Consider the following 24,288-nt stretch of genomic DNA (forward strand, 5'->3'; position numbering starts at 1 on the left):
GCCACCACTCGTTACAAGTGAGAGACGCGCTTTTGGAGTTTCGCAAAAAAAGAATGCTAAACAAGCAATTATATTCGTCCTCACTCATAGTCAAAGTATTTACGGTACTTCGGTAGAAACTTGCAGGCCATATCCCCGCGATTATATGAGTGTAGCTAACTATTTATTTTATAGAAGGATTATAACGTACTTTTTATGCTTTGAAAAGCATTTATCGAAAAAACACGTACAAATTTTTAAAAACTACTATTTTTGTTCGAGTTTTGCAAACTCTTTCATTTCCAATTACAACTTCGTTAAAATGATTGGCCCATCTTTTGTAATCGCAATTGTATGCTCATATTGAGCTGATAATTTCCTGTCCATCGTTCGTGCAGTCCACCCATTTAAATCTACTTTAGAATATCGCATACCTATATTTACAATCGGTTCAATTGTAATTACCATTCCTTCTTGTAACTGAGGTCCTTGTCCTTGTTTCCCAAAATGAAAAATTGCTGGTTCTTCATGAATCTCTTTACCGATTCCATGTCCCGTAAAGTCTCTTGCAACAGAAAAACCTTCATTTGTTACATAACTTTCAATTGCATAGCCAATATCTCCTACATGGTTATCGATTATCGCCTGGTCAATTCCTTTATACAAAGCATTCTCAGCTACTAACAACAACTTTTCTGCTTCATCAGAAACTTTTCCAACTCTATACGTCCAAGCAGAATCTGAAAGACCCCCATTTAAGTTTACTACCGTGTCAATTGTTACAATATCACCCTCAGTTAAAGGAACATCGGCCGGAAACGCATGACACATTTCATCGTTTACAGATGCACATATCGCATATGGATATCCGTTGTACCCTTTCTGCTCAGACGTTGCACCATGCTGTTCTAAATATGCTTCAACAAACGTATTAATTTCTTTTGTAGTAATACCTGGTTTCATCATCTTCGCAATTTCTCTATGACATGAAGCAAGTAATTTTCCAGATTCATGCATTAACTCTATTTCATTTTTCGTTTTAATTATACTCATGCTGTCTCTCCTTACTAAACTTGCTATTTACTATTAAACTTCAATCATACACATCCTCTTCCAAAATTTCAAAACTTCCAATTACAAAAAGTATGATTTATTTCTGCATAAAAAAACAGAAGGAGATTCTTCTGTTTTTTAATCATTTTTACATATATAATTCATTTTCAAAAACTCAAAACAACTACCATTTGTTTTCTGTATAAACGTTCCAACTACTTCAAACCCTGCCCTTTTATACACTTTAATCGCTCTCTCATTAAATATAGCTACTGATAGTGTTATATACTTGCATCCATATTTTTCTTTACTAAAAGCTAGTATAGCGTTTAAGAACTGTAAACCAAATCCGTTCCCAGTTATATTAGGTCTCATTCCAAGACCAATATCAACCGTTCCGTCATTTATTTTACAAACAGTAAAATAACCAATGAGAGTGCCATTTTCCTTCACAGAAAATGTATGATTCCCTCTACTTTCATCATGTAAAAATTCAGCTAAATCTTCTTCATCTGCCTCTATATCGTAAAAGGAATATTTCCCTTCATAATGCCAGTTGTATGCAATTTCTTCTGCTTCTTCTTGCGTCATTACTTTATATGTATAGTCCATTCTCCCATCCCCCTTTAAAAAAGAGCTGCAATTAAGCAGCTCTTTTTTTACAACTCATAAATCTCTTTATATTTCGCTTCTAAATAATCGGCTAAGTAGTTTGCATTTAAGCCTTCACCTGTTACATCTTCTAAAATTTCAAGTGGCTTTTTCGTTTTACCGTATTGGTGAATGTTTTCTGTTAACCATTCACGAATTGGTGTTACGTTTCCTTCTTCTAATAATGCATCAAAGTTCGGAATGTCTTTTAACATTCTTTGCTTAAATTGCGCTGCATACATATAACCAAGTGCATAAGATGGGAAGTATCCAAATGAGCCACCAGCCCAGTGAACATCTTGCAATACACCTTGCGCATCATTTTCCGGACGAATTCCTAAATATGCTTCCATCTTATCATTCCAAGCTGCTGGTAAGTCCTTCACTTGTAATGTACCATCAAATAATTCTTTCTCTAATTCATAACGCACCATAACATGAAGCGGGTATGTAAGCTCATCTGCTTCTATACGAATGAATGACGGCTTCGATTCGTTAATTGCATCATAAAATTCATCGACTGACATATCATCAAATTGACCATCGCTATACTCTTTTAATAAATCATAATTTTTCTTCCAGAATGATTTATTACGGCCGATAAAGTTCTCAAAGAATAATGATTGTGATTCGTGAATACCCATAGATGTACCACTGCAAAGTGGTGTACCTTCAAATTGTTCTGCAATATTTTGTTCATATACTGCATGACCACATTCATGGATCGTTCCAAAAACAGCCATACGAAAATCTTTTTCATCATAGCGTGTCGTAATACGAACATCCCCTCTATTTAATGTAATTTCGAAAGGATGCACTGTTTCATCAAGACGACCTGCTTCAAAGTCATAATTCAATTGCTTTAATAGTTCTAATGTAAAGTTCTTTTGTTTTTCTTTTGAAAATTGTTCCGATAAAGCACTTGTTTTTAATCCTTTTTTAGACTCAGAGATTTCTTTTACAAGCGGCACGATGCGCTCACGAAGTTGACCAAATACGTGATCTAAAACTTCTACTGTAATACCTGGCTCATACATGTCTAATAATGTATTATATTTATATGTTTCATAACCCCAATATGTAATAAATTTCTTTTTAAATTCAACAATTTTTTCTAAGTATGGGCGGAACATTTCGAAATCAGATTTTTCACGAGCTTCTTCCCACACACTCTCTGCTTTCGCTTCTAATTTCACATAAGCCTCATATTCAGCTTGTGGAATTTTTTTATTTCTATCATATTCTTTCCGACACTCTTCAACCATTTTCTTCGTTGTTTCAGAAAGTTTATCTTCACGTATTAAAGCTTCAAGCTCTGTTAAATAGTTTCCCATCTCATCTGAAGTCGACATAGCAAACACTTCTGACGAAAGCATACCAATTACTTCTGAACGCTGATCTACACCTTTTTTGGGTGCACCTGTTCTTAAATCCCAAAACATTAAACTTAATGCTTCTCCGTAATTTTGTATCTTCTTCACGTATGTTAAAAATTGTTTTTCTACTTCATATGTAGCAACTGTCATCGTATAAAAGCCTCCTTTTTCTACCTCAAATTTAATTCGACACAGAAACATAAATTCCTTTTATAATAGAAAAAAAGCTTGGCAAGCGCCAAGCTTTCTCCTTATAATTCTTTACCTTCTACTGGCAGTACATTTTTCACAGCTGCAACTACTTTCTCATCTTCTGAATCAGATAAGAAGATTGATATAGCACCTTTATCTTCACTTGTACGAATTAAACGCCCAATTCCTTGACGAAGTCGTAAAATCATATATGGTACATCTACATCCCAGAATGGGTCATTTACGTGCTTACGTTTCGCTTCAAACACAGGATCGTTTGGAGGGAATGGTAATGACCAAATAATAACGTGTGATAATGATGAACCAGGAATATCTAAACCTTCCCATAAATGAACCGCACAAAGTACAGTCTCTTCTTCATTTTGGAAACGAGAAACGAGCTGGCTAATTTCCTGATCTCCTTCATATAAGAACGGAACCGACATTTGCTCCTTACTTACATACTCTTTGAACGCTGCAAGCTCTTGCGTTGTACGGAATAATACAAGCGTACGTCCATTTGTTTTTTGTATATTTTCAAGTGTATATTGACACTTTCTTTCCCATTCATTTTCTTTCGTATGCGATAGTAAGTTTACTGCCATTTGCTCTTCGTAATCAAACGGTGAAGCAACTGAGAATGATAAGTAATCTTTTACCCCTAGGCTATTAGCTGTAAACGCGAATGAATCATTGTTCGATAATGTCGCAGAAGAGAAAATATACGGTATTTTCTTCGAGAACACTTTCTCTTGTAATACTTCTTCAACTGCACGCGGCATAATCACTAATGTGAAGGCACCATCACCTTCTTCACCCCAAGTAATTACATTTTTCTCGTGCATGAACAGACGAAGTGAATGTTCTAATACATCTAAATGCTCATCAACAATATTTAAATCATACGTGTTTACTGTATGCATTTCACTTTCGAATACTAATGCATCTCCAACTTCACCGATTTTTGCATAAAGTCGTTTCGCTTCAGCTGTTACTTTTTCTGTCACAGTAATTTCTAAACGATCAGAACCGGCAATTTCTTTTTTGTTTTCTTGTAACACATCAAAGAATCGCTCTGTTTGCCAAATTGTTTCTTCTACTAAATGTGCAAACTCCTCACGAATATCGTTTTGTAGCAATCTCGTTAAAAGTTGCTCCATCATTGTTTGCTTTAAACGGTATGTTAAAGCTTTTTGAGCTGCATATTCTACAAGATGTCCTTCATCGAATACAACGCAGCTACTTTCTGGTAATAACGGAATTTGCCCTTCACGCTTACGAGCATCGTACGTCCAAATATGATCCATATAGAAATCTTGAGAACAAATAATTAAATCTGCTGCTTTACGATAATGTTCACGAGAAAGAGTTTGTCCACAACGATGACGAGAATCACAAGTAAAGCAATCTTGGAAGTAATCCCAATTTACTTTTGACCATTCTTCGTCATTTAAAAGTGGAAATTCTTTTCTGTCACCATAGTGAGTAAAGTTTTGCATCGTACCATGATCGAATACAAACTGTGGTAACTCATAATATACGTCTTCAATTACTTCTGGAGCTCGTCCACTCATAACATCTTCAAGTTTACGTAAGCATAAATAATTATCCATTGATTTTGCAAGCCTTACATCAACAGATAGCCCTAATGCTTCAGATAACTTAGCGATGTCCCCTTCTTCTTTCACAAGCTGCTCAATTAACGTTTCATCTGCACAAGCAATAATAGCTGGTTTCCCAGTATAACGCGCGTAACAAATTGCATACAGAAGATATACAATTGTTTTCCCTGTTCCTACACCAGCTTCTGCGAACATAACTTTCTTTTCTTGGAAAGCGCGTTCTAACTGAAACGCCATAAAAATTTGTTCATCACGCTCTTCAAAGCCTTTTTCCGGAAGGATGTCGTAAAACACATCTCCAATCCACTCATTCAACTTATCATAAAAATTATCTTGTTTTCCTACTTCAAATGGTAATCTCTTCTCAGTAAACATCCTTAGCCTCCAACCAAAAAGTTTTTCTATAAAAAGATAATAGCAACTGCTACGCATATGTATGCATTTGCTTTCCCCTGTTGCAATACATAGAAATTCACGAAAAAAAATTTTCCTTTCGAAAAAGGAAAATTTTCTTCTATATTAATGACTTTAAATACCGTTTATCAATCGCTGTTTCATGTGAAAGAGCTGACAAATATTCTTCTTGTGCTTTTTGTATTTCATCTACAATCGCACCTTGACTATCCACTTCTTTTCCGAGCTCATCATACGTACGGTGAATAGCTTTTTGAATCATTGATAATTGGAAATTATCCATATCACTTCCTCCTTTACGCATTACATAATAGCCAGTATATGCGCGCTGGAGGAGTTTTATACTATGAATTACGCGGTGGACGTTTTCCGAAGTATTGGTAGTAATCTGCCACCAAAACAAACTCATAAACCTAGTAATTTAAAGGTTTCCTCTAATTTCTTTTTTCCGAATCATTTGTTACTACTTCCATAATAATATGTCTAGAAAAAAAATACAATGGATTTATGTATTAGACACATCGTTTTATCTTAACATAATTAGATAACATCTTCAATAATTTATTATATCCTAATTATGAGATGACTATTTGATTCAAAACTGGACAATCTCATCGCTTCTCATTAATCATCTGTATTAGCAAAAAGAAATCGCATGATACTAAAGAAAAATAAGAAGACAAAAAAACCAGCAAAATACCCTGCTGTCACTAGCAAATTTGTATATTTCACATTAACATCTAATACATTCAAATAACCCAAAATAAGTAAATAGAAAGTAGATAAATTCACGCTCAATTCTGTTATATATCTTATCACATACCATCTTTCTCCATTTAACTTATAACAAGTAAGTTTCTCCCAATAAAAATGATATATAAGAAGTAAAAAAACTGATATTATCCCTCCTAATATCACTAAGTAGGCTAAAAAGTTCATTATCATTACAAATACTAACAGGACCTTCTTTAAATATTGATGAGCCATCAATCCCATAAATTGATTATTTAAATCTACAAAAAAATTATAATCAAAACTTTTAATAAAAAACAAAAAGGTCAACAATAAAAAAAGAATTACCTGTATTTTCTGTAATGAAATTTCTTTAAATTCCTTTATACTACGAATTGCTTGTGTTTCAAGTGCCATCTATTTACCTCAATTCTTAAACTTGTATTTTACAAAAATCACAGTATTTATACCCCTATATTTCTTACTAAATTCAACAATAACTTCCGGTTATTCGACATCTGCTAATTTAGATATAAAATTCATCAATTATAACTTCTCCTTTTCAAAAAAGAATTCTTTTTTACACTAGCACACTAATCTCACTATTTTATTAACCTGCCAAAATACCAATAAAAACAAAAACTATAACAATAATTATAATTAAAACCACACCACATCCAACTATATCCATGGTTTGCCCTTTATTAAATTGCTCTTTCCTTCATTTATACTCTTCTGCATCATATTCCATGTTAATGAATTCACTGTTTCCAGAACGTTTATTTTCTGCTACTTGTTGCAAAAGTTTGGTGTACAATTTAATATCACATTCTATCAAATCTACATATCCATTATGATATCTAATTATTACATGAAATGTAGAATCATTCTTTGCAGACAAAGCCCCTGCTAACGCTCCTGCACCACCTAATGCAATATTCCCAATAACGCCACGAACTACAGCACTTTGCACATTTTTCACACTATCTTCACTAACAATTTCAAGCATTGAAATATTCTGTTTCCATTTTTTTGTATCAATATTTATCAATTCACTTTTTACTTTTTGCCCAATGATTAATTCTTGATTACGCCAATTTAATGTATATCCTTCTTTTAGTATCTGCCCTGTTACCGTCACCCCTGTAAATGGTTCTAAATTCCCCATCCCTACGCCCTCTTTCCTTTAATAAAATTTGCACTTTACTAATAAAAATACCATATTTTTACATAAACATAAACTTCCTATTATGTACTATTTAAAACGATTTTATATTACCCTTAACAAAAAAACAGAAAATTCAGTTTTTTGTTGAAAAACAATTAAGTATAATATCTATTATATTCTATTCTTGCTATCATTATTTATAAGAATCTATAAAATCCAAAGGAGGATATCATGAACGTTCAAACAAAGGGGAATGAACAGATTACAAAGTTATTAGATAACTGGTATATAGAAATTCGAAAAAGAAATTTAAATAATGCAAAGCAACTAAAAAAGGAACTCGATAAAAACATTACCAGTGTAAAAGACGATAAAAATGTACTTTTATACCACTCTTTATTGAACTTCCGTTATCAATACTTGATGGACAGTTTAAGTATTGGCAAAGATAGTTTTAAAGAAATAGAATCTTTTGATATACCAACAGATGAACCTTTATTATATTATTACCATTTTTTCAAGGCAATGCACTCAAACATAACTGGTGATTATAATTTGGCAAAAGAACATTATGAAAAAGCCGAAATTAAATTAAAACAAATCCCAGATCAACTCGAACAAGCAGAATTTTATTTTAAACTTTCTACCTTCAGTTGCCATAACCAACAATATGTTTTAGCACTTAAACAGGTTTCTAAGGCAAAAGAAATTTTTTCTAAATACAATGGTTATGAATTAAACATTGGTTACTGTAATAATCTTTATGGATTAGCATGTATACATTTGAAAGAATATGAATTAGCAGAAGAATGTCTTATCTCTGCATTGGATATATTCCAAAAACAAAACGAAGAACAAGCAACCTTATACGTTCGACATAACTTAGGTTTTATGTATGCAAATCAAAACCTTTCAGAATTAGCAATTCGCTATTTATCCGAAGTAACTGAAAAAATGCCAGCAAACTATAGAGCGATTTTAATTGAAGCATGCGAACATGCAAAAATTAATAATAAAGAAAAAGCATTAGAACTTTTAAAAACAGGTTTAGAAATCAGTTTAAAATTAAAAAATGAGGAATACCAACATCGCTTTAATATCTTACTAACGATAAACAATGAGGTTTCTGGAGAACAATTAGAATCAATAATACTAGCAGGAATGCTCTATTTTGAAAAAGAAAACCTATACGAGTACATTAATGAATATAATGAAAAATTAGCAGTGAAATTTTATCATGAAGGCAATCATTTAAAGGCAAGTAAATACTTCTATCTAAGTTCAAATGCAAGAGAAAAAATTCATGATAAGGGGGCGTTAAAATGAAAAAAGTAATAATTAGTTTAACGGGAATTATGACTGCACTAACATTAACATTTGGTGTACTGGATGCTAAAGATACACATGAAACAATTTATACTGTAAAACAAATGTCGGATGGTCATACTGGTGGTTAATAGGTTGAATTAAAAGGGTGGTTGTAAAATAGATAACCACCCTTTTTTATTTTCATACTTCTTTAAAATCTTTAATTAAATAATTTATTTCGCTTAAAATATCTTTTAAAGTTCATTTAAAACATTTTTATTATGTAAAAGAAGGGCAAAGCCCCACCGAACGAAGTGAGGTAATGAGCCGAAGGCGAATCAAAGAGCGTTAGCGACCTTCCTTTTATACTATCTATTCTTTTTACTATCTATTTTCTATACCTATCACTTTTTGTCCATTTTTGAGACACTTTTTGATATAAGTTTATCAGAAAATGTCACCTTATTTCTCATTTTCGGACAAAAAGTGATATCCCATCGCATTTTAAACAAGTAATTTAATATTCCAAAATGTCCAAGAGGGTATCCTTAATTGCAATTTGGTACTTTTGAGACATGATAAATCTCATTGTTATCAAGGGGTTTGAGGATTCTCTAATTTGCCAACTTTATATATTAAAACGAATTACGAAAACGAAAATCAAAAAGATTCACGACTCAAAAAAACGCCCTCCTAAATTTTGAAGTGAACTCGAATAGTGGTACATGAAAAAGGATGGATATTCCAATCGGACCATTATGGAGCAGTTTGGAATTAAAAATGTTTCCCAAATTAAGACGTGGATGAAGTGGTATCGTACCGGTCAAACGTACCGTTTTCAACAACCTGTAGGAAAACAATATTCTTATGGAAAAGGGCCAAAAGAGTTAAATGAATTGGAACAGCTACGGTTAGAAAATAAACAGTTAAAAACAAAATTACTGATATGGGGAAAGTATCTGGAAATCGAAAGGAATTAAACCCGGAAACTGTAGTTACTTTATGGACCGATTTCAAAACAAAACTAACGGTAAAAGAATTATGTAATGTATTAGAATTACCCTGGTCTACATTTTATCGTTGGTTACAACGAACAGTGGACCTAAGAGATGAGATAGAAGAGAAAATAAAGGATGTTTGTCTTCGGCATAAATTACGATATGGGTACCGAAGAGTGACCGCAACTCTTCGGAAAATGGGGCTGTGTGTATGGAATAGTAGCAACGGTTCTTTTCTTCCCATAAGTCATAATTGTCCTATTCCTCATGTCAATATCAGGCCACTTTAAATTAACTAATTCTTCTCTCCTAAGCCCTGTAGAAATCAATAGGACTATTACCATTTGATTTCTCATTAAAGCATAATTTGTCCCTTTATAATGCCCTCTATCAAAGTGTTCAAGAACACTCTTTACTTACTCATCTGTTAAAACATCTGTTATGGTATCTTCTTTACTAAATTTTATTTTTTTGAATGGGTTTTCTTCGACTATCCCTTCTTCTAGGTACTTAAAATACACCTTTAATGTTCGATTCTTTTCATTTATTGTAGATATACTATTTTTCAACTCATGCTTACAATAAATGAAAAACTCTTTTGCAACTTTTGACGTAACTTTATCAGTGTCAAATATCCCTTTATTTACACAAAAGGACTCAAATCTTTTCAAAATTTCTTTATAAGATTTCAAAGTATGTTTACTTAAATTACGTAATTCCCTATCATCTAAAAATTCTTGCATTACAATTTTATACAACAAAAAACCTCACCCTTTCTTCCTTTTGGAAAAAAGAATGAGGTTTATTTATTGGGCTAATATTTAATAACTTGTTCTAAGCGAACCAATTATGTTTTAGCCCTTCAAATGCCTTTATACTATGAATTACGCGGTGGACGTTTTCCGAAGTATTGGTAGTAATCTGTACGGATAAATCCGTTAAACAGTTTACGCTTCTTCGACGCATCTTTTCCATAACACTTCTCAAACGCTTCGTAGCTTGTTAATACATACGCTGACCATGTATCTAACGGGCGGAATACTTGTCCCATTTCTTTATACAGTTGTTCAACGAGTGCTTTTTCACTTAAACGTTCTCCGTATGGAGGATTCGTTACAACGTAGCCATAATCCTCTTTTGTTGTGAAATCTTTTACTTGCATTTGTTTAAATGTAATTAAATCGCCTAAGCCTACTTCTTCTGCGTTATCTTGAGCAACTCGAATCATACGATGATCAATATCTGATCCAATGATTTGTAATCGTTGATCATAGTTCGCTAAATCTTCAGCTTCTTGACGAGCTTCACGCCAGTTTTGTTTACCTACCCAGCCCCACTCGTCAGATGCGAAACCACGGTTAAATCCTGGTGCAATGTTTTGTCCAATTAATGCTGCTTCAATCGGAATTGTACCTGATCCACAGAATGGATCAACAAATGGACGATCTGGCTTCCAGTTTGTTAATTTAATTAAAGACGCAGCTAATGTTTCTTTTAACGGAGCTTCCCCTTGATCCATACGGTATCCACGTTTATGAAGTCCAACACCGCTCGCATCAATTGTTAATGTTGCAATATCCTTGAGCATTGCAATCTCAATACGGAATAACGGACCATCTTCTTCAAACCAAGTTGTACGTTTATATGTTGTTTTTAATTTTTCAACGACAGCTTTTTTAACGATACGTTGGCAATCCGAAACACTGAATAATTCAGATTTTAAAGATTTACCGATAACAGGGAATTCGCCATTCTCTGGAATATAATCTCCCCAGTTTAATGCTTTCGTTTTTTCAAATAGCTCATCAAATGTCGTTGCTTTAAATTCGCCAACTTTAATTTTTACACGGTCCGCAGTACGTAACCATAAATTCGTACGACAAATCGCCTTTTCATCTGCTTCAAATGTTACTTTGCTGTTTTCTACTTGACATTCATAACCAAGATCGCGAACTTCTCGGGCAACTAACGCTTCAATACCCATTGCCGCTGTTGCAATTAAAGTAACTTTTCCCATTTGCATTCACCTCTTATGTATATTCAAACAATAATTAATAGCAATTGGTCCTATTAATTATTACATTTTACGAAAAATATTCTCATTAACCATTTTAACTCATACTTTATAACTTCATACAAATAAAAAGCCCTCCTCTAACAAAGGAGAGCTGAGTTATTTCATAGTTGGTTCATAACGTTCTGTAAGCCATGTTCTGTTCCTTTGTACTACAAACGGCCCACGCCTCGTACTCCGGTGGCAATCATCTATCTACAGGTTATAAAACCTGTCCTTTCCCGTCGTTCATTTCCTTGGAAAAGATTCCCCTACCATTATTTGGGTTTCTCGCTCGTGGGGTTTACCTCGTTCCACTCCTATCATTTCTTCAAGGACTTCGTCACTGTGGCACTTTAAAGGTAGTCAAACCATATCCGAAAGGACTTAGGTTTTTTCCCTGCCGTTAAACCAGCCTTACAGCCAGAATACCCTAGCTTATGAATTGGCTAGGCACGAACACTACAGCCATCTCAGGCCGTGCGAGCATGGACTTTCCTCTACAACGTTGGCGTTGCAGCGATTACCCAAACGTTATGACATCCATTAGTATAGTGGAAACAAAAAGATTTTGCAACGTTTTTTTCTATGTAAAATGCTTAAACCTTTTCCCACCTTACATCATTCGTATAACTTACTTCCAAATACAGCTTTTTCTAAGTTAGATAAGCGTTTTAAAATATCCGTATTCGTGTTGTTATAAACCGGTTGTGCAACTGGTGTTTGTACAGGTTGTTGTGGAACTTGCGTTACTGCTAGTTTTTGTTCCTCTAATTCACGCTTTAAACGAGCATTTTGTTGCTTTAATTGCTCAAACTCTTTGTGGAAAGCTTCATAGTCTTTAATGATCATATCAAGAAACTTGTCTACTTCTTCTTGCTGATAACCTCTCATACCTGTTTTAAATTCTTTTTCTAAAATATCTTTCGCTGTTAATTTAATTTTATCCGAAATCATTTTCTTCACCTCAAATTTTTACCAAAACTTTCATTAACTAAATTTTTTCAGAAACAATGCTTTTTGTCAATCATATATACGAGTACTATATTACATATTACTCTGCATTATTCCACTGTTCCTCTTCTATTATATCTTGTAAATCAGAAAAAAGAATGAAATAACTGTGATAATTTTCTATTTCCCCTTTTTTCTTTGCTGATTCTACAATATATTTGGGACTTCCTGGTTTTTCTTCATCGTATACCGCTAAAAGCGCATCACTTTTTTCAATAAAAAATTGATTTTTTAATTTAAATTGCTCTGGGCTTTCATACTTCCGTTTCGTGATACTATCAACATGGTCTGCTTGAGAAAGAATAAATTCGTAATATTCACGATTATCTTCTTTCCAATTTTCTTCTTGTTCTAAAAACGGAGTGAATACCGCTAATTTTAAATCAGGATATTCTACTTGCATTTCAAAAACAACTTCAGCAGCCCATAATTCTACACCTAATTGGCCGCTTATTATAACCCATTCTAAACCATCTTCTACAAAAGTGAGTAATTTACGGTGTAATGCTTTCTTTATACACTCTACTCCTGGATGATCATTTTTAAATATTCCAAGTTCAAATGGCTTATATCCTGTTACTGCAATAACTTTCATATCAACACTCCAATTACAAAAAAAGAACTAGCATTTCGCTAGTTCTAACATATCATTTACTTTTTAAATATTCCACCAACGTTTGGTCCGATATTTGGACCTACTGGTGATACATTGTTTGGTAAAAACGGTGATACATTTGGTCCTGGTCCAAACGGTGATACATTCGGTCCTGGCCCAAATGGAGATATTTGATGACCGTGGTGGTGATGATGATGACCATGGCCACACGGTCCACATCCGCCACCGAATCCTGGGTCGATTGGGTCCACAACATTTACATTTGAATTTGTTTGCGGGAAGAAGTTTTGGTTTTTAATTTGTTGATGATGTACATGTGTTGTATGTGTTGGGAAAATGTGTGGCACCACCGTTGTTGAAAAAGAGTGTGTTACGCATTGTTTCGTCGGATGAATGACAGGAGCAGTCGTACAAATAGGTCCTGTAGGCTTATGCCCTCCAAAGCAAGGATGACAATGATGCATAGTTTTTTCTCTCCTCTCTCGTTAAAAAAATCTGATTACACTTTACAGTATGAGAAAAGAGAGAAAGCCGTTTGTTATATATACCCATTTATTACAAGGAAATTTGTCTAGTCCTTTATTTCATTTACATTGTTTTTATAGACAATCCTTCAACATCACTTACCAAAAAAGCCTCCAACTTGCTTTACAATACCTGTCACTTGATTCATCGCATTCATCATTTGTCCAGCTGTATTCATCATTTTATTTACATCATAGTTACCATCTGATGTTTTAAATTGAGAAACAAAACTAGAAAACTGACTTGGCTGTTGTTGCTTTTGCTTACCCTGCGTCGGGTACGGTTGTTTTGGTGGATAAAACATCGCTTGTTGATTAGCATACGGCGATGGTGGTGGCATATAATATTGCGAATTCATATAAGGCTGCTGCTGTGGTTGATTCATGTATGGTTGCTGAGCTTGTGATTGTTGAGCTTGATTCACATAAGGTTGCTGCTGTTGTGGTTGTTGAGCTTGATTCACATAAGGTTGCTGCTGTTGTGGTTGTTGAGCTTGATTCATAAAGGACACTTCAAACGGTTGATAATAATTTTGATTTCCATAATAAGGCTCGAAAGGATACATATTATACCGTAAATATGTATCCGTATTATATTGGTACATATTTTGCTGTGCATATGGATTCGTTTGCTGATATAAGTTAGGTTGTTGAAACATGCATTCTCTCCTCCTTCACATAAGTTTCTACATATATAATATGTACCTATAAAATAATATGTGTGATGGAGTATCTGTCTATTTTTGTCGGAAGTTTAAATTTTTAAAAAATTAAAAAAGAAAACCCTTCCATGCTATGATAATAAAGAAGAAGATTCTCATGGGGGAGGAATCAACATGGTATTAGGGGATTTAAAACAAGCGTTTTCTCAAAAAAAGGGGTATTGCACAGAGAATGCAAATGAATTATTAGACTTTGCGAGACATTGGTATCTCGAAGGAAAAATATGCATATCAGATTATCGAACATTAATAAAAGAATTAGAAATAAACGGCGCAACAAAACCTACAACAATGACAGAAGCATAAAAATAACAAGAGGGATCTCCCTCTTGTTATTTACATTGCTCAACTATATTTTGCAAAGTATACGAAATGGCTTGGTGTGTTTCAAAGAATCGTTTACCTTTACCTTTATTTACAAAGCATTGCAACACATTCGTTTGTAAATTATCATATACTTGATCAATTTGCTGTACATGTATATATTTTGGCTTTTCTTCTTTAATCCACTTATAAGCTAATTCTTTCCACTTCTTTAATTCCTCATCTACCATATCTACAAACGGTTTCATATCCTTATAAAAGTCGTATTCGGTTAGTTCTCTCTTTTTTACATTCGCTTCATTATTATACTGCATGAGTTTTTCTGAAGACTGTATTAATGCTTCATTCTTCATTTCTTTCCCACCTTATTATGCACTCACTACGACGTTTTGAAATGTCTTTACCCAATTCCCTTTCTCTTCGTGATGCACTAATTTATTTTCCATATGTTCAATATGCATTTCTGTTATTTCTATCTTATTGCATATTTTTTCACTCGCATCCTTTAATGCATGCTTCATTCTAATCCCTATATTCATTTCCAGCAAATCGAGAGAACTTAACATTTGATCCATTTTTTTCATTACATCTTCCTTCTGAACCATCGCCATATACAAAACGCCTCCTTCTTTGCTTTTCCTTTGTCATGTAATTTCGCCGAATGATTCACCACTCCTGCCCACATGACAAAACTAGTTGTTATTCGTCAAAGAAATCATTTCGTATGTCATTTATAGAAATGGTAACAATACAAAAAGGAGGTGTATTACAATGGCAAAGAACAAAAATGAAAAAAAGAAAAACCAAAACAAACAACAAAATAAACCCGAGACTGGCAATCCAAAGCTAGATGGTCCAAACTTCCCTGCTACATAAAGCGAGACTTTATTACGAACAGTTAAATTTCAAGTCACCCTTAATCTCCTACTAGCATTACGTTTTGAGATTAAAGTTGTAGCACACATAGCAGGATTGTTTCAAATTAAGAAGTCCCGTCTTCAAAATGGAAGACGGGACTTCTTTTTTATTATATCATGAACTCATCCATCCTTTTAGCAAAACGATTTGCGATAGATAGCCTATAGATTTGTTCTCTCTTTCTTCTATACCATTCTGTTATATTAACTTCCCCTTTAGGTTCTTCAGGTACAAATAGCACATTCATTTTCATATTTGCACAAAACCAATCTCTCATTTTTATTTCTTCATGTAAAATAACAGGATAAATATCTCTAAGTGTTGGCGTATAAGACTTTCGAGTTTCCTTTGCGTAAACTTCATAATCTTCTCTAGACCCAGTATGTGTAGTTTGCAATGCAAACTTATAAAACGAACCATTATAAATTGGATGAAACAATAACCATGCTAATTTTTTTCCTAGTTCTATACGCTGTTGTAACGTTTCAAATTGATAAACCGAAAATCCATACATTCTCCCTTCAATTGTTGGGAAGATAACTGCACTAATATGAAGTCTTTCTTGCACTTTAAAAAGTGCAGTATGGAATACATGTTTTTTAAAATATGTGTTCTCAATGACTGGTTTTTGAATTTTATTTTGTTCATTTATAATAAGCGCTGTCATAAGCCTATTCATATCTCTTCTTTCCCAGAAAAGTAACCATTCTTTTTCCATAAATATTGATACGTTGAAATATTGCAACAAATGAAAGAGAGGTGCACGTCTCTTCTTACTTTCCTCATACAATAATAGCTGAGGAAATGCATCTAAAAAAATAATCCAATTAGCCTGTTCGTACAGAATAAATAAATGTTTTTTTACCGTTCTAGGTAAAACAGTAGCATAATATCTCCCTTCTAAATCAGTCATATTCCAGCCCGCATTTCTCGAAACCATACTCGCTAAAAAGGCCCACCTGATTTCACTATTTCTTAAATAATATTCTTGATAAGATTGTGTCCGAGAAATATTGTCCACATTAGCTATTTCTGTTTTCTTTTTAATATTGTGAACGATTGCTTTTTCTTCCTCTGTACAAAAATTTTTTTCTCGATTTTGTTTCATTTTCATATAATCATTCCATGTAAACATAAATAAGTCATCATACCTTTCATCAAAAAGGTCACATCTTTTTTCATTTTTTGATATAATCACCTTTGTAAGTAATTCTTAGCAAGTTGGGGGTGGACACACTATGACCATTCGTTACCCAAATGGAAAAAGGTATAATCAAGCTTCACAACCTCAAAAAACACCTATAAAAACACATACTTATAGTAATAGAGGTATGTCCCTTGAAGAGGAATTGAATGAAACAAATCAATATTACTTAACCCATAATATTGCATGTGTACATAAAAAGCCTACACCTCTTCAAATTGTAAAAGTAGATTACCCCGCTCGAAGTGCTGCAGTGGTAAAAGAAGCGTATTTTAAACAACCTTCTACAACAGATTACAACGGTGTATACAAAGGGAAATACATCGATTTTGAAGCAAAGGAAACAAAAAATAAAACTAGTTTCCCACTTCAAAACTTCCACCTTCATCAAATTGAACATATGAAGCAAGTGGTTGCTCATAATGGAATTGCATTTGTTATTATTAAATTTACACTTTTTGATGAATTTTATTTACTAGATGCAAAACATATTATTGCATTTTGGAATCGTCAAAATACTGGTGGACGCAAGTCGATTACGAAAGAAGAAATAGAAGAGCATGGATCCTTATTATCATGCGGTTATCACCCTCGGATTGACTATATCCGTGTACTAGACATGGTTTATTTTTCGTGATAGAGTCATCACTAAGGCTCTTTTTTCGACTTTTGGGGGAGAGAATGAAAGGTAGGAGAAAGTATAATGTCAGATAATTATCGTTCTCGTACAGAACGAAATCATGTGAAAAATCAAGAGAAAAAAACACATAAAGAAGAAAAACCAAAGAAAAAAGGCTCCTTTTTCAAGAAATTTCTTATAGGTTGTCTACTTCTTGGTATCGTTGGTCTTGTAGCCGGCGTTTCCGCTTTCTTTGTTATGGTAAAGGATGCTCCAAAATTAGACAAAGCCAAACTTGTTAATCCTTTATCAACAAAGTTTCTTGATAAAAACGGGAATTTCTTCTATGAATACGGTGCTGAAAAACGAACACACGTTACTTATGATCAAATTCCAAAAGTAGTTGAAAATGCATTCCTTGCAACTGAGGATTCGCGTTTCTATGATCATAATGGAATTGATTTTAAACGAACTACAAAAGCAGTTATGGAAAATGTCACTGGTGGTTTCGGTTCCCAAGGTGGTAGTACGATTACACAGCAAGTCGTTAAAAACTACTTTCTAACGATGGACAAAACTGCTAAAAGAAAAGTACAAGAATGGTACTTATCTTACAAATTAGAGCAACAATACTCTAAACATGAGATTTTAGAAATGTACTTAAATAAGATTAATTTAGGTAACCGTTCATACGGTATTGCGACAGCAGCGCAAAAATATTATGGTAAAGATTTAAAAGACTTGCAATTACATGAAGCTGCTATGCTCGCTGGTTTACCCCAAGGTCCAAACATTTATGATCCAACAAAAAAGGAAAATGTTGAACGAGCAACAAATCGTCGTAATGTCGTATTATCATTAATGAATCGACATGGTTATATAACAAAAGAAGAAATGAATAACGCCGTTAAGATCCCAGTAACTGAGGGCCTTCAACCGTCTTCAGAAGTAACTGAGATGAAGTATCAAGCATTTTTAGATGCGGTTGTAAAAGAAGTTGAAAAAGAATATCCTGATGTAAATATCGGTTCAGATGGTTTAACGATTCATACAACACTTGATCAAGATGCTCAAGATTACGCTGAAAAAATTATGGATGGTAATCTTATTAAGTATCCAAACGATCAATTCCAAGGATCATTCGTATTTATGGATACACAATCTGGAGAAGTTCGAGCAATTGGTGCTGGACGTAAAGAAAATAAGTCCACTTTCAAAGGTCATAATATGGCAACTGATTTAAAACGCCAAGTTGGTTCAACAATGAAACCAATTTTCGACTACGGTCCAGCGATTGAGAATCTTCAATGGTCTACTTACCATCAATTAAATGACTCTGAATATACTTATTCGGATGGCACAAAGATTAAAAATGCTACAGGGAGTTTTAAAGGTGACGTTTCACTTCGTGAAGCATTGAAGAAGTCATTAAACATCCCGGCTTTAAAGACAGCTCAAACAGTTGGACTTAATAAATCAAAAGAGTTTGCTGAAGGTTTAGGCATGACATTTGAAAATGGAGTACATGAATCTACTGCAATTGGTAGTAACGATAGTTCTCCATTAGCAGTAGCAGGTGCATATGCAACCTTCGGTAATAGTGGTAACTATAATAAACCACACTTCGTAAAAGAAGTAACCTTCCCGGACGGGAAAAAGAAAAGCTTTAAACCGAAAGAACAACGCGCTATGCAAGACTATACAGCTTACATGGTAACTGACGTTCTTCGTGACGTAGTAAAACCTGGTTCTGGTGGTACAGGACCAACAGCATATGTTTCAGGTGTTGACGTAGCGGGTAAAACTGGAACGCAAAACTTTGATGCAAAAGATTTAAAGAAATACGGCATTCCAGCTGATGCAAACAGGGATAGCTGGTTCGCTGGATATACACCACAATATACGATGGCTGTATGGACGGGTTACGTAAAGAATGGTCCAGAAAACTACATTAGTGATCGTTATACTAAAATTGCACAGCAAATGTTCCAAGTAATGATGAGCAAATTCGCTACAGATAAATCTCGCTTTGAACGTCCTTCTTCTGTACAAGAAATAAACGGAGAATTATACGTAAAAGGTGCGAAAAAAGATGCAATTAAACAAATTAAAGTAGATGCCCCTAGTGGTCTGAATGTCACTTTTGATGGCGCTAGCACAGTTACACTAAACTGGTCTGGACCAGCAGAAGTCGATGCATATGCAGCCAGCTATAAAGCAACTGATGGTTCAAGTGGTAGCCTATCAATAAGTGGTACGACAGCTACTCTTGGTGGTATTAAACCAGGTGTTACTTACAGCTTCTCTGTAGTAGCGAAAAAAGGTACTGGAACAAGCCCAGCAGTTGGTGCATCCTTCACTGCGCCTGGCGGAACTCCAGATGCGAAAAAAGCTGAAGAAGAGGCTAAGAAAAAGGCCGATGAAGAAGCTAAGAAAAAAGCTGATGAAGAAGCCCAGAAAAAGGCTAATGAAGATAAAGTAAAACAAGACGAAGCTAAGAAAAAGGCTGAAGAAGAGGCTAAGAAACAACAAGAACAACAGCAAGAACAACAACGTAAACAGCAAGAAGAAGCTCAAAAGAAAGCTGATGAGGAAGCTAGAAGAAAAGCTGAAGAAGAAGCTAAGAAAAAAGCTGAAGAAGAAGCTAAGAAGAAAGCTGAAGAAGAGGCCAAGAAAAAAGCTGAAGAAGAGGCTAAGAAACAACAAGAACAGCAACACCAAAATACCGGAGGAGATACACCTCACGCAGACGGTGCTGTTGTTACAACAGAGTCCTAATATACAAAAAAGAAGTCCGTTTCTCTTAACGAGAAGCGGACTTCTTTTTTGTTATCATTTTCTTTACATACAGCTTTTCTATTTCGATATACAACTGCGCTAATTGAATATAAGAATGATAATTACTCGGTTTCTTTATAATGAATGAATATCTTTCCATAAAATTAACAGGTCGCACTTTTAATTTATTCGTATTTATTTGCATTTCATTCAAACTATGAACAGGTTGTTCATTTAGCCAATAGACAACCGATAACAAGTGAGCTGCAAAAAGAATCATTGGTCCCTCAGCCTCTTGCTTATTTCTATTTCGAAACAGTATAGCAATGTCTTCATGCTTATTTTTCCATACATTCAACATCGCTGGAATGCTGTTTTCAATTTCCTTCCACGGCTCATACTGTCTTTCAATATCAAATATAAAGTAAGTATTTTGTATTATCTCTTCAAAAGAATTGTCTGTATGATACTTAACTAAATTTACACTTTCTTTAAAAAATGGTAAACAGTGAAATTCTTTCGGTATTTCTATAACTCGCTCCATCCTTTATTTCACCTTCATTCGCTTCTTTCCTTCACGACATACTTCTAACAGTCTGCACTCCTCACATTGCGGTCGTTGTGCTTTACAGTGATAACGTCCAAAGAAAATCATACGATGATGTGTAACTCCCCACTCATCCATCGGTACTTTCTTCATTAATGTTTTTTCTACTTCTAACACCGAATCTTTCCATCTACAAATCGCTAACCGTTTACTCACTCTTTCTACATGCGTATCAACAGCAATTGCCGGGATGCCATACGCTACCGAAACAACTACATTTGCTGTTTTTCTCCCTACTCCTGGTAATTTCGTCAACTCGTCACGGTCTTCTGGAACTTTTCCATTGTAATCATCCAGCAACATCTGACACAATTTTTGAATGTTTTTTGCTTTATTTCTATACAACCCAATAGAACGTATATCTTGTTGTAACTCTTCCAAAGATACACTTAAATAATCTTCTGGTGTTTTATATTTTTGAAATAAATTTTTCGTCACTTTATTTACAAGTGCATCTGTACATTGTGCAGATAGTGCTACCGCGATTACTAATTCAAAAGGATTCTCATGAATTAATTCACAATGTGCTTCTGGATACATATCCGCCATTGTGTCTAAACAATAGCGAATTTGCGTTTTATTTAACATATACTTCCTCCTATATTACTGCTCCAACCAATTATAAAAAGGCACTTTTCCAGTAAATTTCGTCTCTTGTTTTGTCATTTGTTGTGCTCTTTGTTGATTCGCTCTAAATTTTTGACCTTGATTTTGAGCCTGATCTACCGTTTTAATTCCATTCTTTTTCCATTCAAATAAAATACGATCAATATATCGGAAATTTAGTTTTCCACTCATTACAGCTTCTCTAAGAGCCGCTTGAATTAAATTTGGATGATGTTGATCTTGGTCCTCCCACATTCCTAACGTTTCACATTCGAACGGCGAAAGTGGTCTTCCAAATTCTTTTTCAAATACTGTATATAAATTTACTTGCAGCTGTTTTTTTTCTTTTTGCTCTTCCTCTATCGATTCATCCATTAAGAAATGTAATATTTTTTCCCATAACGGTTGTAAAGAATAACTTTCGCACATCATCGCTTCTGATCTTTGTCCACCTTCTAGTGATAAAAACCCTTTTTGAATCAATGCTTGAATTACTTCCATACATTTCATTTCCGTTATCGTCATCCGTTCAGAAATCTCTGAAGGAGTCGGAAACGAATTACCTGACTCTAAAAATGTGTGTACATGAAGTACGACCATAAATTCCGTCTCATTTAAACCTAATTTTTTATAATGCATCATAAGTAATTTTGGAATTGCAATGCTTCCCTGCTCAAACCACTGTAACATCATTTTCTTTTTCATCACCAAACACCTCGCTCTCTAGTATAACACACCTTTAGCTATTTCTTTTTGCCACAATTCGTCAAAAAAACCTCCCTATTAATGGGGAGGTTTTTTATATTACATGAATGAAATATAAAATTAAGCTTGCACTTTACTTTTCATAAATGTATGGATACGCTCTAATGCTTTCTCTACTTGTTCAAGAGATGTCGCATATGATAAGCGAACATTATTTGGAGCACCAAATCCTGTACCTGGTACAAGAGCCACTTTTTCCTCTTCTAATAGAGCTTTTGCCCAATCATCAACTGTTGCATATCCTGATAAAGCTACAGCTTCTTTTACGTTAGGGAATAAGTAAAATGCACCTTGCGGTTTAATGCAAGTAAAGCCAGGGATTTGAATTAATTTATCATAAATAATGTTTAATCTCTCTTCAAAGGCTTGACGCATTGTTTCCACAGGTTCTTGTGAGCCTGCATATGCCGCAATTGCGCCGTATTGAGCGATTGAAGTAGGGTTTGACGTACTGTGACTCGCTAAGTTCGTCATCGCTTTAATAAGCTGCTTATTTCCTGCAGCATATCCAATACGCCATCCTGTCATAGAATGAGATTTAGATACACCATTAATAATAAGTGTTTGTTCTTTTAATGCATTAGAAAGCTGGGCAATTGAAGTATATTCTACGCCACCATAAATTAATTTTTCATAAATTTCATCAGAAACGATTAAAATATCATGTTCTAAACATACTTCTCCAAGCTGTTGTAATTCTTCTTTGCTATAAATCATTCCTGTTGGATTGCTCGGTGAATTAATAATAACTGCTTTCGTTTTCTCTGTAATTGCCTCACGCAGCTGCTTTGCTGTAATTTTGTACTCATTGTCTTCTAAACCTTCTACATAAACCGGCTTACCGCCAGCAAGCTTTACCTGCTCTGGATAGCTTACCCAGTAAGGAGTTGGGATGATAACTTCATCTCCTTCATCAAGTAATACTTGGAATAATGTATACAATGCATGCTTTGCACCATTACATACAATAATTTCAGATGGATCATACGCAATACCTTGATCGCGAGTAAATTTCTTCACAATTTCTTGTTTTAACGATTGTAATCCACCTGTTGGTGTATACTTCGTATGCCCTTCTAACATCGCTTTATGTGCAGCATCCATAATATGCTCTGGTGTATTAAAGTCAGGTTCCCCTGCCCCTAATGCAATTACATCATGACCCTCTGCTTTTAATGCTTGTGCCTTTGCTGTAATTTCTAAAGTTGAAGACGGTGTTAAAGCAGCTACTCGCTTTGCTAATTTCATTTGTAGTTCCCCCTACATCTATTTTTCAATGCTATATCGTCTTAAAAATTTTCCATCTTTAAATTCAAGATAGTAATAACTATAACGATTGTCATCATCAATATATGTAACTTCCCATAGTGGTACATCATTTTCAAAGCCTAATTTCACTTTCATAATCTCTTTCGGCTTACTTTTTGATTCCTTACTTTCATTGCCGACTTGCTCTATTGTTCTTTGTATAGCCTCTTTTTCAGAAATACCTTCGCTCTTTTTCCTTACTACAGTATCCCCTTTTTTCTCAGGCACCCAAACGATAAGTTGTTCTCCCTTTTCATCTGTACCTTGCACGACTATATATGCAGATTTTCCGTTGTAATAATCAACAGATTTCACCTTTGTAAGCTTTGCTTTTTCTTTAGCAATTTCTACAAATTTCGACTCTTTTGGAATTTTCTTTCCCATCGCTTTATTATAAACATACGCCCCATATATTCCGCTAGCAACGATAACAATAATGATTGCAAAAATCCACTTTTTCATTGTATCACTACGTTCTGTAAATCGTAAATACAGCTGTTTCTTTATCTTTTTCGTCTAATGCTAGTCCGAACATGAGGTCCTGCTCTTTTAACGTACGATTTAAACTATCAACAATTTTATACAAATCCGACGAATATTTAATACGCGTCGTTGATAGTACTTCGATTTTCTTCTCCATGAAAAAACTCCTCCGTTACACAAAAATTTCTAATTATAGAAGAACGCAATGCGGTTACAATAAGAGTACATTCTTTACAACCCCTGCTTCATCACCC

The 24,288-nt window shown here is 34.3% G+C and carries 29 protein-coding genes, 1 other RNA gene, 1 pseudogene and 1 riboswitch; of the genes and pseudogenes, 7 read left to right on the plus strand and 24 right to left on the minus strand.

Annotated elements, in window-relative coordinates; translation table 11 throughout:
• Nucleotides 1-67: 67 nt before the first annotated feature.
• A riboswitch (purine riboswitch) is annotated at nt 68-169 on the minus strand.
• Nucleotides 170-285: 116 nt separating this feature from the next.
• The 7 genes from HMAS_RS16345 to HMAS_RS16375 all read right to left on the minus strand — a co-directional run bounded on the left by HMAS_RS16345 (nt 286) and on the right by HMAS_RS16375 (nt 7,187).
• Entirely contained in the window at nt 286-1,032 is a 747-nt protein-coding gene (locus HMAS_RS16345; RefSeq protein ID WP_000022486.1) for a type I methionyl aminopeptidase, read from the minus strand.
• A gap of 138 nt (nt 1,033-1,170) precedes the next feature.
• Entirely contained in the window at nt 1,171-1,644 is a 474-nt protein-coding gene (locus HMAS_RS16350; protein WP_000386765.1) for a GNAT family N-acetyltransferase, read from the minus strand.
• Between the two features lie 47 nt (nt 1,645-1,691).
• Nucleotides 1,692-3,209 carry a carboxypeptidase gene (ypwA, locus tag HMAS_RS16355; protein ID WP_000215074.1) on the minus strand — a complete coding sequence of 506 codons (1,518 nt, stop codon included), beginning with the start codon at nt 3,207-3,209 and terminating at the stop codon, nt 1,692-1,694.
• 101 nt (nt 3,210-3,310) lie between these two features.
• Entirely contained in the window at nt 3,311-5,248 is a 1,938-nt protein-coding gene (locus HMAS_RS16360) for an ATP-dependent DNA helicase (RefSeq protein WP_000493700.1), read from the minus strand.
• Nucleotides 5,249-5,387: 139 nt separating this feature from the next.
• Nucleotides 5,388-5,570 carry a DUF3921 domain-containing protein gene (locus HMAS_RS16365; protein ID WP_000368570.1) on the minus strand — a complete coding sequence of 61 codons (183 nt, stop codon included), beginning with the start codon at nt 5,568-5,570 and terminating at the stop codon, nt 5,388-5,390.
• A 341-nt stretch (nt 5,571-5,911) separates the two neighbouring features.
• The gene (locus HMAS_RS16370; RefSeq protein ID WP_001162866.1) at nt 5,912-6,436 is read right to left on the minus strand and encodes a hypothetical protein; all 525 of its coding nucleotides are present in this window, start codon (nt 6,434-6,436) and stop codon (nt 5,912-5,914) included.
• A gap of 304 nt (nt 6,437-6,740) precedes the next feature.
• On the minus strand, nt 6,741-7,187 hold the full coding sequence (locus HMAS_RS16375) for a hypothetical protein (protein WP_240325947.1): 447 nt from the start codon (nt 7,185-7,187) through the stop codon (nt 6,741-6,743).
• Between the two features lie 231 nt (nt 7,188-7,418).
• Between HMAS_RS16375 and HMAS_RS16380 the strand changes: the two genes are divergently transcribed.
• From HMAS_RS16380 to HMAS_RS16385, 3 genes and pseudogenes are all read left to right on the plus strand, one after another.
• Nucleotides 7,419-8,513, plus strand: coding sequence for a Rap family tetratricopeptide repeat protein (locus tag HMAS_RS16380; protein WP_001102770.1), 1,095 nt, complete (start codon nt 7,419-7,421; stop codon nt 8,511-8,513).
• Nucleotides 8,510-8,644 (plus strand): hypothetical protein, encoded by a 135-nt coding sequence (locus HMAS_RS28265; protein ID WP_006924364.1) that lies wholly within the window; start codon nt 8,510-8,512, stop codon nt 8,642-8,644. The genes HMAS_RS16380 and HMAS_RS28265 overlap by 4 nt, the downstream gene beginning before the upstream one ends.
• A gap of 576 nt (nt 8,645-9,220) precedes the next feature.
• Nucleotides 9,221-9,705: pseudogene (locus HMAS_RS16385) on the plus strand (IS3 family transposase); the annotation flags it as partial.
• Here HMAS_RS16385 and HMAS_RS16390 read toward each other — a convergent pair.
• The 8 genes from HMAS_RS16390 to HMAS_RS16425 form a co-directional block, all read right to left on the minus strand.
• Nucleotides 9,649-9,849, minus strand: coding sequence for a tyrosine-type recombinase/integrase (locus tag HMAS_RS16390; RefSeq protein ID WP_071732564.1), 201 nt, complete (start codon nt 9,847-9,849; stop codon nt 9,649-9,651). The pseudogene HMAS_RS16385 and the gene HMAS_RS16390 overlap by 57 nt on opposite strands.
• 60 nt (nt 9,850-9,909) lie before the next feature.
• Nucleotides 9,910-10,236 (minus strand): tyrosine-type recombinase/integrase, encoded by a 327-nt coding sequence (locus HMAS_RS16395; RefSeq protein ID WP_002023720.1) that lies wholly within the window; start codon nt 10,234-10,236, stop codon nt 9,910-9,912.
• Nucleotides 10,237-10,370: 134 nt separating this feature from the next.
• The gene (locus tag HMAS_RS16400; RefSeq protein WP_000521224.1) at nt 10,371-11,510 is read right to left on the minus strand and encodes a THUMP domain-containing class I SAM-dependent RNA methyltransferase; all 1,140 of its coding nucleotides are present in this window, start codon (nt 11,508-11,510) and stop codon (nt 10,371-10,373) included.
• A 180-nt stretch (nt 11,511-11,690) separates the two neighbouring features.
• An RNA gene (gene rnpB / locus HMAS_RS16405) (RNase P RNA component class B) lies at nt 11,691-12,081 on the minus strand.
• Nucleotides 12,082-12,167: 86 nt separating this feature from the next.
• Nucleotides 12,168-12,503: a cell division regulator GpsB gene (gene gpsB / locus HMAS_RS16410; protein ID WP_000622431.1), complete on the minus strand. Its 336-nt coding sequence runs from the start codon at nt 12,501-12,503 to the stop codon at nt 12,168-12,170.
• Between the two features lie 97 nt (nt 12,504-12,600).
• Nucleotides 12,601-13,155 carry a DUF1273 domain-containing protein gene (locus HMAS_RS16415; RefSeq protein WP_000862910.1) on the minus strand — a complete coding sequence of 185 codons (555 nt, stop codon included), beginning with the start codon at nt 13,153-13,155 and terminating at the stop codon, nt 12,601-12,603.
• A 56-nt stretch (nt 13,156-13,211) separates the two neighbouring features.
• Nucleotides 13,212-13,640: a CotD family spore coat protein gene (locus HMAS_RS16420; RefSeq protein WP_000546270.1), complete on the minus strand. Its 429-nt coding sequence runs from the start codon at nt 13,638-13,640 to the stop codon at nt 13,212-13,214.
• Nucleotides 13,641-13,795: 155 nt separating this feature from the next.
• A complete protein-coding gene (locus HMAS_RS16425; RefSeq protein ID WP_016122190.1) occupies nt 13,796-14,359 on the minus strand; it encodes a YppG family protein in 564 nt (187 codons plus the stop codon).
• A 177-nt stretch (nt 14,360-14,536) separates the two neighbouring features.
• Between HMAS_RS16425 and HMAS_RS16430 the strand changes: the two genes are divergently transcribed.
• The gene (locus tag HMAS_RS16430) at nt 14,537-14,728 is read left to right on the plus strand and encodes a YppF family protein (RefSeq protein WP_000242652.1); all 192 of its coding nucleotides are present in this window, start codon (nt 14,537-14,539) and stop codon (nt 14,726-14,728) included.
• Nucleotides 14,729-14,754: 26 nt separating this feature from the next.
• Here HMAS_RS16430 and HMAS_RS16435 read toward each other — a convergent pair whose 3' ends face one another.
• Nucleotides 14,755-15,099, minus strand: a complete 345-nt coding sequence (locus HMAS_RS16435) for a YppE family protein (RefSeq protein WP_000786939.1) — start codon at nt 15,097-15,099, stop codon at nt 14,755-14,757.
• Nucleotides 15,100-15,114: 15 nt separating this feature from the next.
• Entirely contained in the window at nt 15,115-15,357 is a 243-nt protein-coding gene (locus tag HMAS_RS16440) for a hypothetical protein (RefSeq protein ID WP_116344924.1), read from the minus strand.
• A gap of 85 nt (nt 15,358-15,442) precedes the next feature.
• Between HMAS_RS16440 and HMAS_RS28345 the strand changes: the two genes are divergently transcribed.
• Nucleotides 15,443-15,622, plus strand: coding sequence for a hypothetical protein (locus tag HMAS_RS28345; protein ID WP_001987054.1), 180 nt, complete (start codon nt 15,443-15,445; stop codon nt 15,620-15,622).
• A 151-nt stretch (nt 15,623-15,773) separates the two neighbouring features.
• Here HMAS_RS28345 and HMAS_RS16445 read toward each other — a convergent pair whose 3' ends face one another.
• Nucleotides 15,774-16,799, minus strand: a complete 1,026-nt coding sequence (locus HMAS_RS16445; protein WP_002023716.1) for a DUF2515 domain-containing protein — start codon at nt 16,797-16,799, stop codon at nt 15,774-15,776.
• A gap of 103 nt (nt 16,800-16,902) precedes the next feature.
• Between HMAS_RS16445 and recU the strand changes: the two genes are divergently transcribed.
• The gene (gene recU / locus HMAS_RS16450) at nt 16,903-17,505 is read left to right on the plus strand and encodes a Holliday junction resolvase RecU (RefSeq protein WP_000155598.1); all 603 of its coding nucleotides are present in this window, start codon (nt 16,903-16,905) and stop codon (nt 17,503-17,505) included.
• 66 nt (nt 17,506-17,571) lie between these two features.
• Nucleotides 17,572-20,265: a PBP1A family penicillin-binding protein gene (locus HMAS_RS16455; RefSeq protein WP_001283092.1), complete on the plus strand. Its 2,694-nt coding sequence runs from the start codon at nt 17,572-17,574 to the stop codon at nt 20,263-20,265.
• Between the two features lie 25 nt (nt 20,266-20,290).
• On the opposite strand, the gene HMAS_RS16460 is transcribed toward HMAS_RS16455, so the two are convergent.
• From HMAS_RS16460 to HMAS_RS16485, 6 genes are all read right to left on the minus strand, one after another.
• Nucleotides 20,291-20,809, minus strand: coding sequence for a YpoC family protein (locus HMAS_RS16460; protein ID WP_006924378.1), 519 nt, complete (start codon nt 20,807-20,809; stop codon nt 20,291-20,293).
• Nucleotides 20,810-20,812: 3 nt separating this feature from the next.
• The gene (gene nth, locus HMAS_RS16465; RefSeq protein ID WP_000933030.1) at nt 20,813-21,460 is read right to left on the minus strand and encodes an endonuclease III; all 648 of its coding nucleotides are present in this window, start codon (nt 21,458-21,460) and stop codon (nt 20,813-20,815) included.
• A 15-nt stretch (nt 21,461-21,475) separates the two neighbouring features.
• Nucleotides 21,476-22,183 carry a DNA replication protein DnaD gene (gene dnaD / locus HMAS_RS16470; RefSeq protein WP_000728542.1) on the minus strand — a complete coding sequence of 236 codons (708 nt, stop codon included), beginning with the start codon at nt 22,181-22,183 and terminating at the stop codon, nt 21,476-21,478.
• A 120-nt stretch (nt 22,184-22,303) separates the two neighbouring features.
• Nucleotides 22,304-23,491, minus strand: a complete 1,188-nt coding sequence (gene aspB, locus HMAS_RS16475) for an aspartate transaminase AspB (RefSeq protein ID WP_000761560.1) — start codon at nt 23,489-23,491, stop codon at nt 22,304-22,306.
• An 18-nt stretch (nt 23,492-23,509) separates the two neighbouring features.
• Nucleotides 23,510-24,013 carry a DUF5590 domain-containing protein gene (locus tag HMAS_RS16480; RefSeq protein WP_000758739.1) on the minus strand — a complete coding sequence of 168 codons (504 nt, stop codon included), beginning with the start codon at nt 24,011-24,013 and terminating at the stop codon, nt 23,510-23,512.
• A gap of 7 nt (nt 24,014-24,020) precedes the next feature.
• Entirely contained in the window at nt 24,021-24,191 is a 171-nt protein-coding gene (locus HMAS_RS16485; RefSeq protein ID WP_000412179.1) for a YpmA family protein, read from the minus strand.
• Between the last annotated feature and the right edge of the window lie 97 nt (nt 24,192-24,288).

This window comes from Bacillus sp. HMA207 (genome assembly GCF_003402455.1).
GTDB classification, from domain to species: Bacteria; Bacillota; Bacilli; order Bacillales; family Bacillaceae_G; genus Bacillus_A; species Bacillus_A cereus.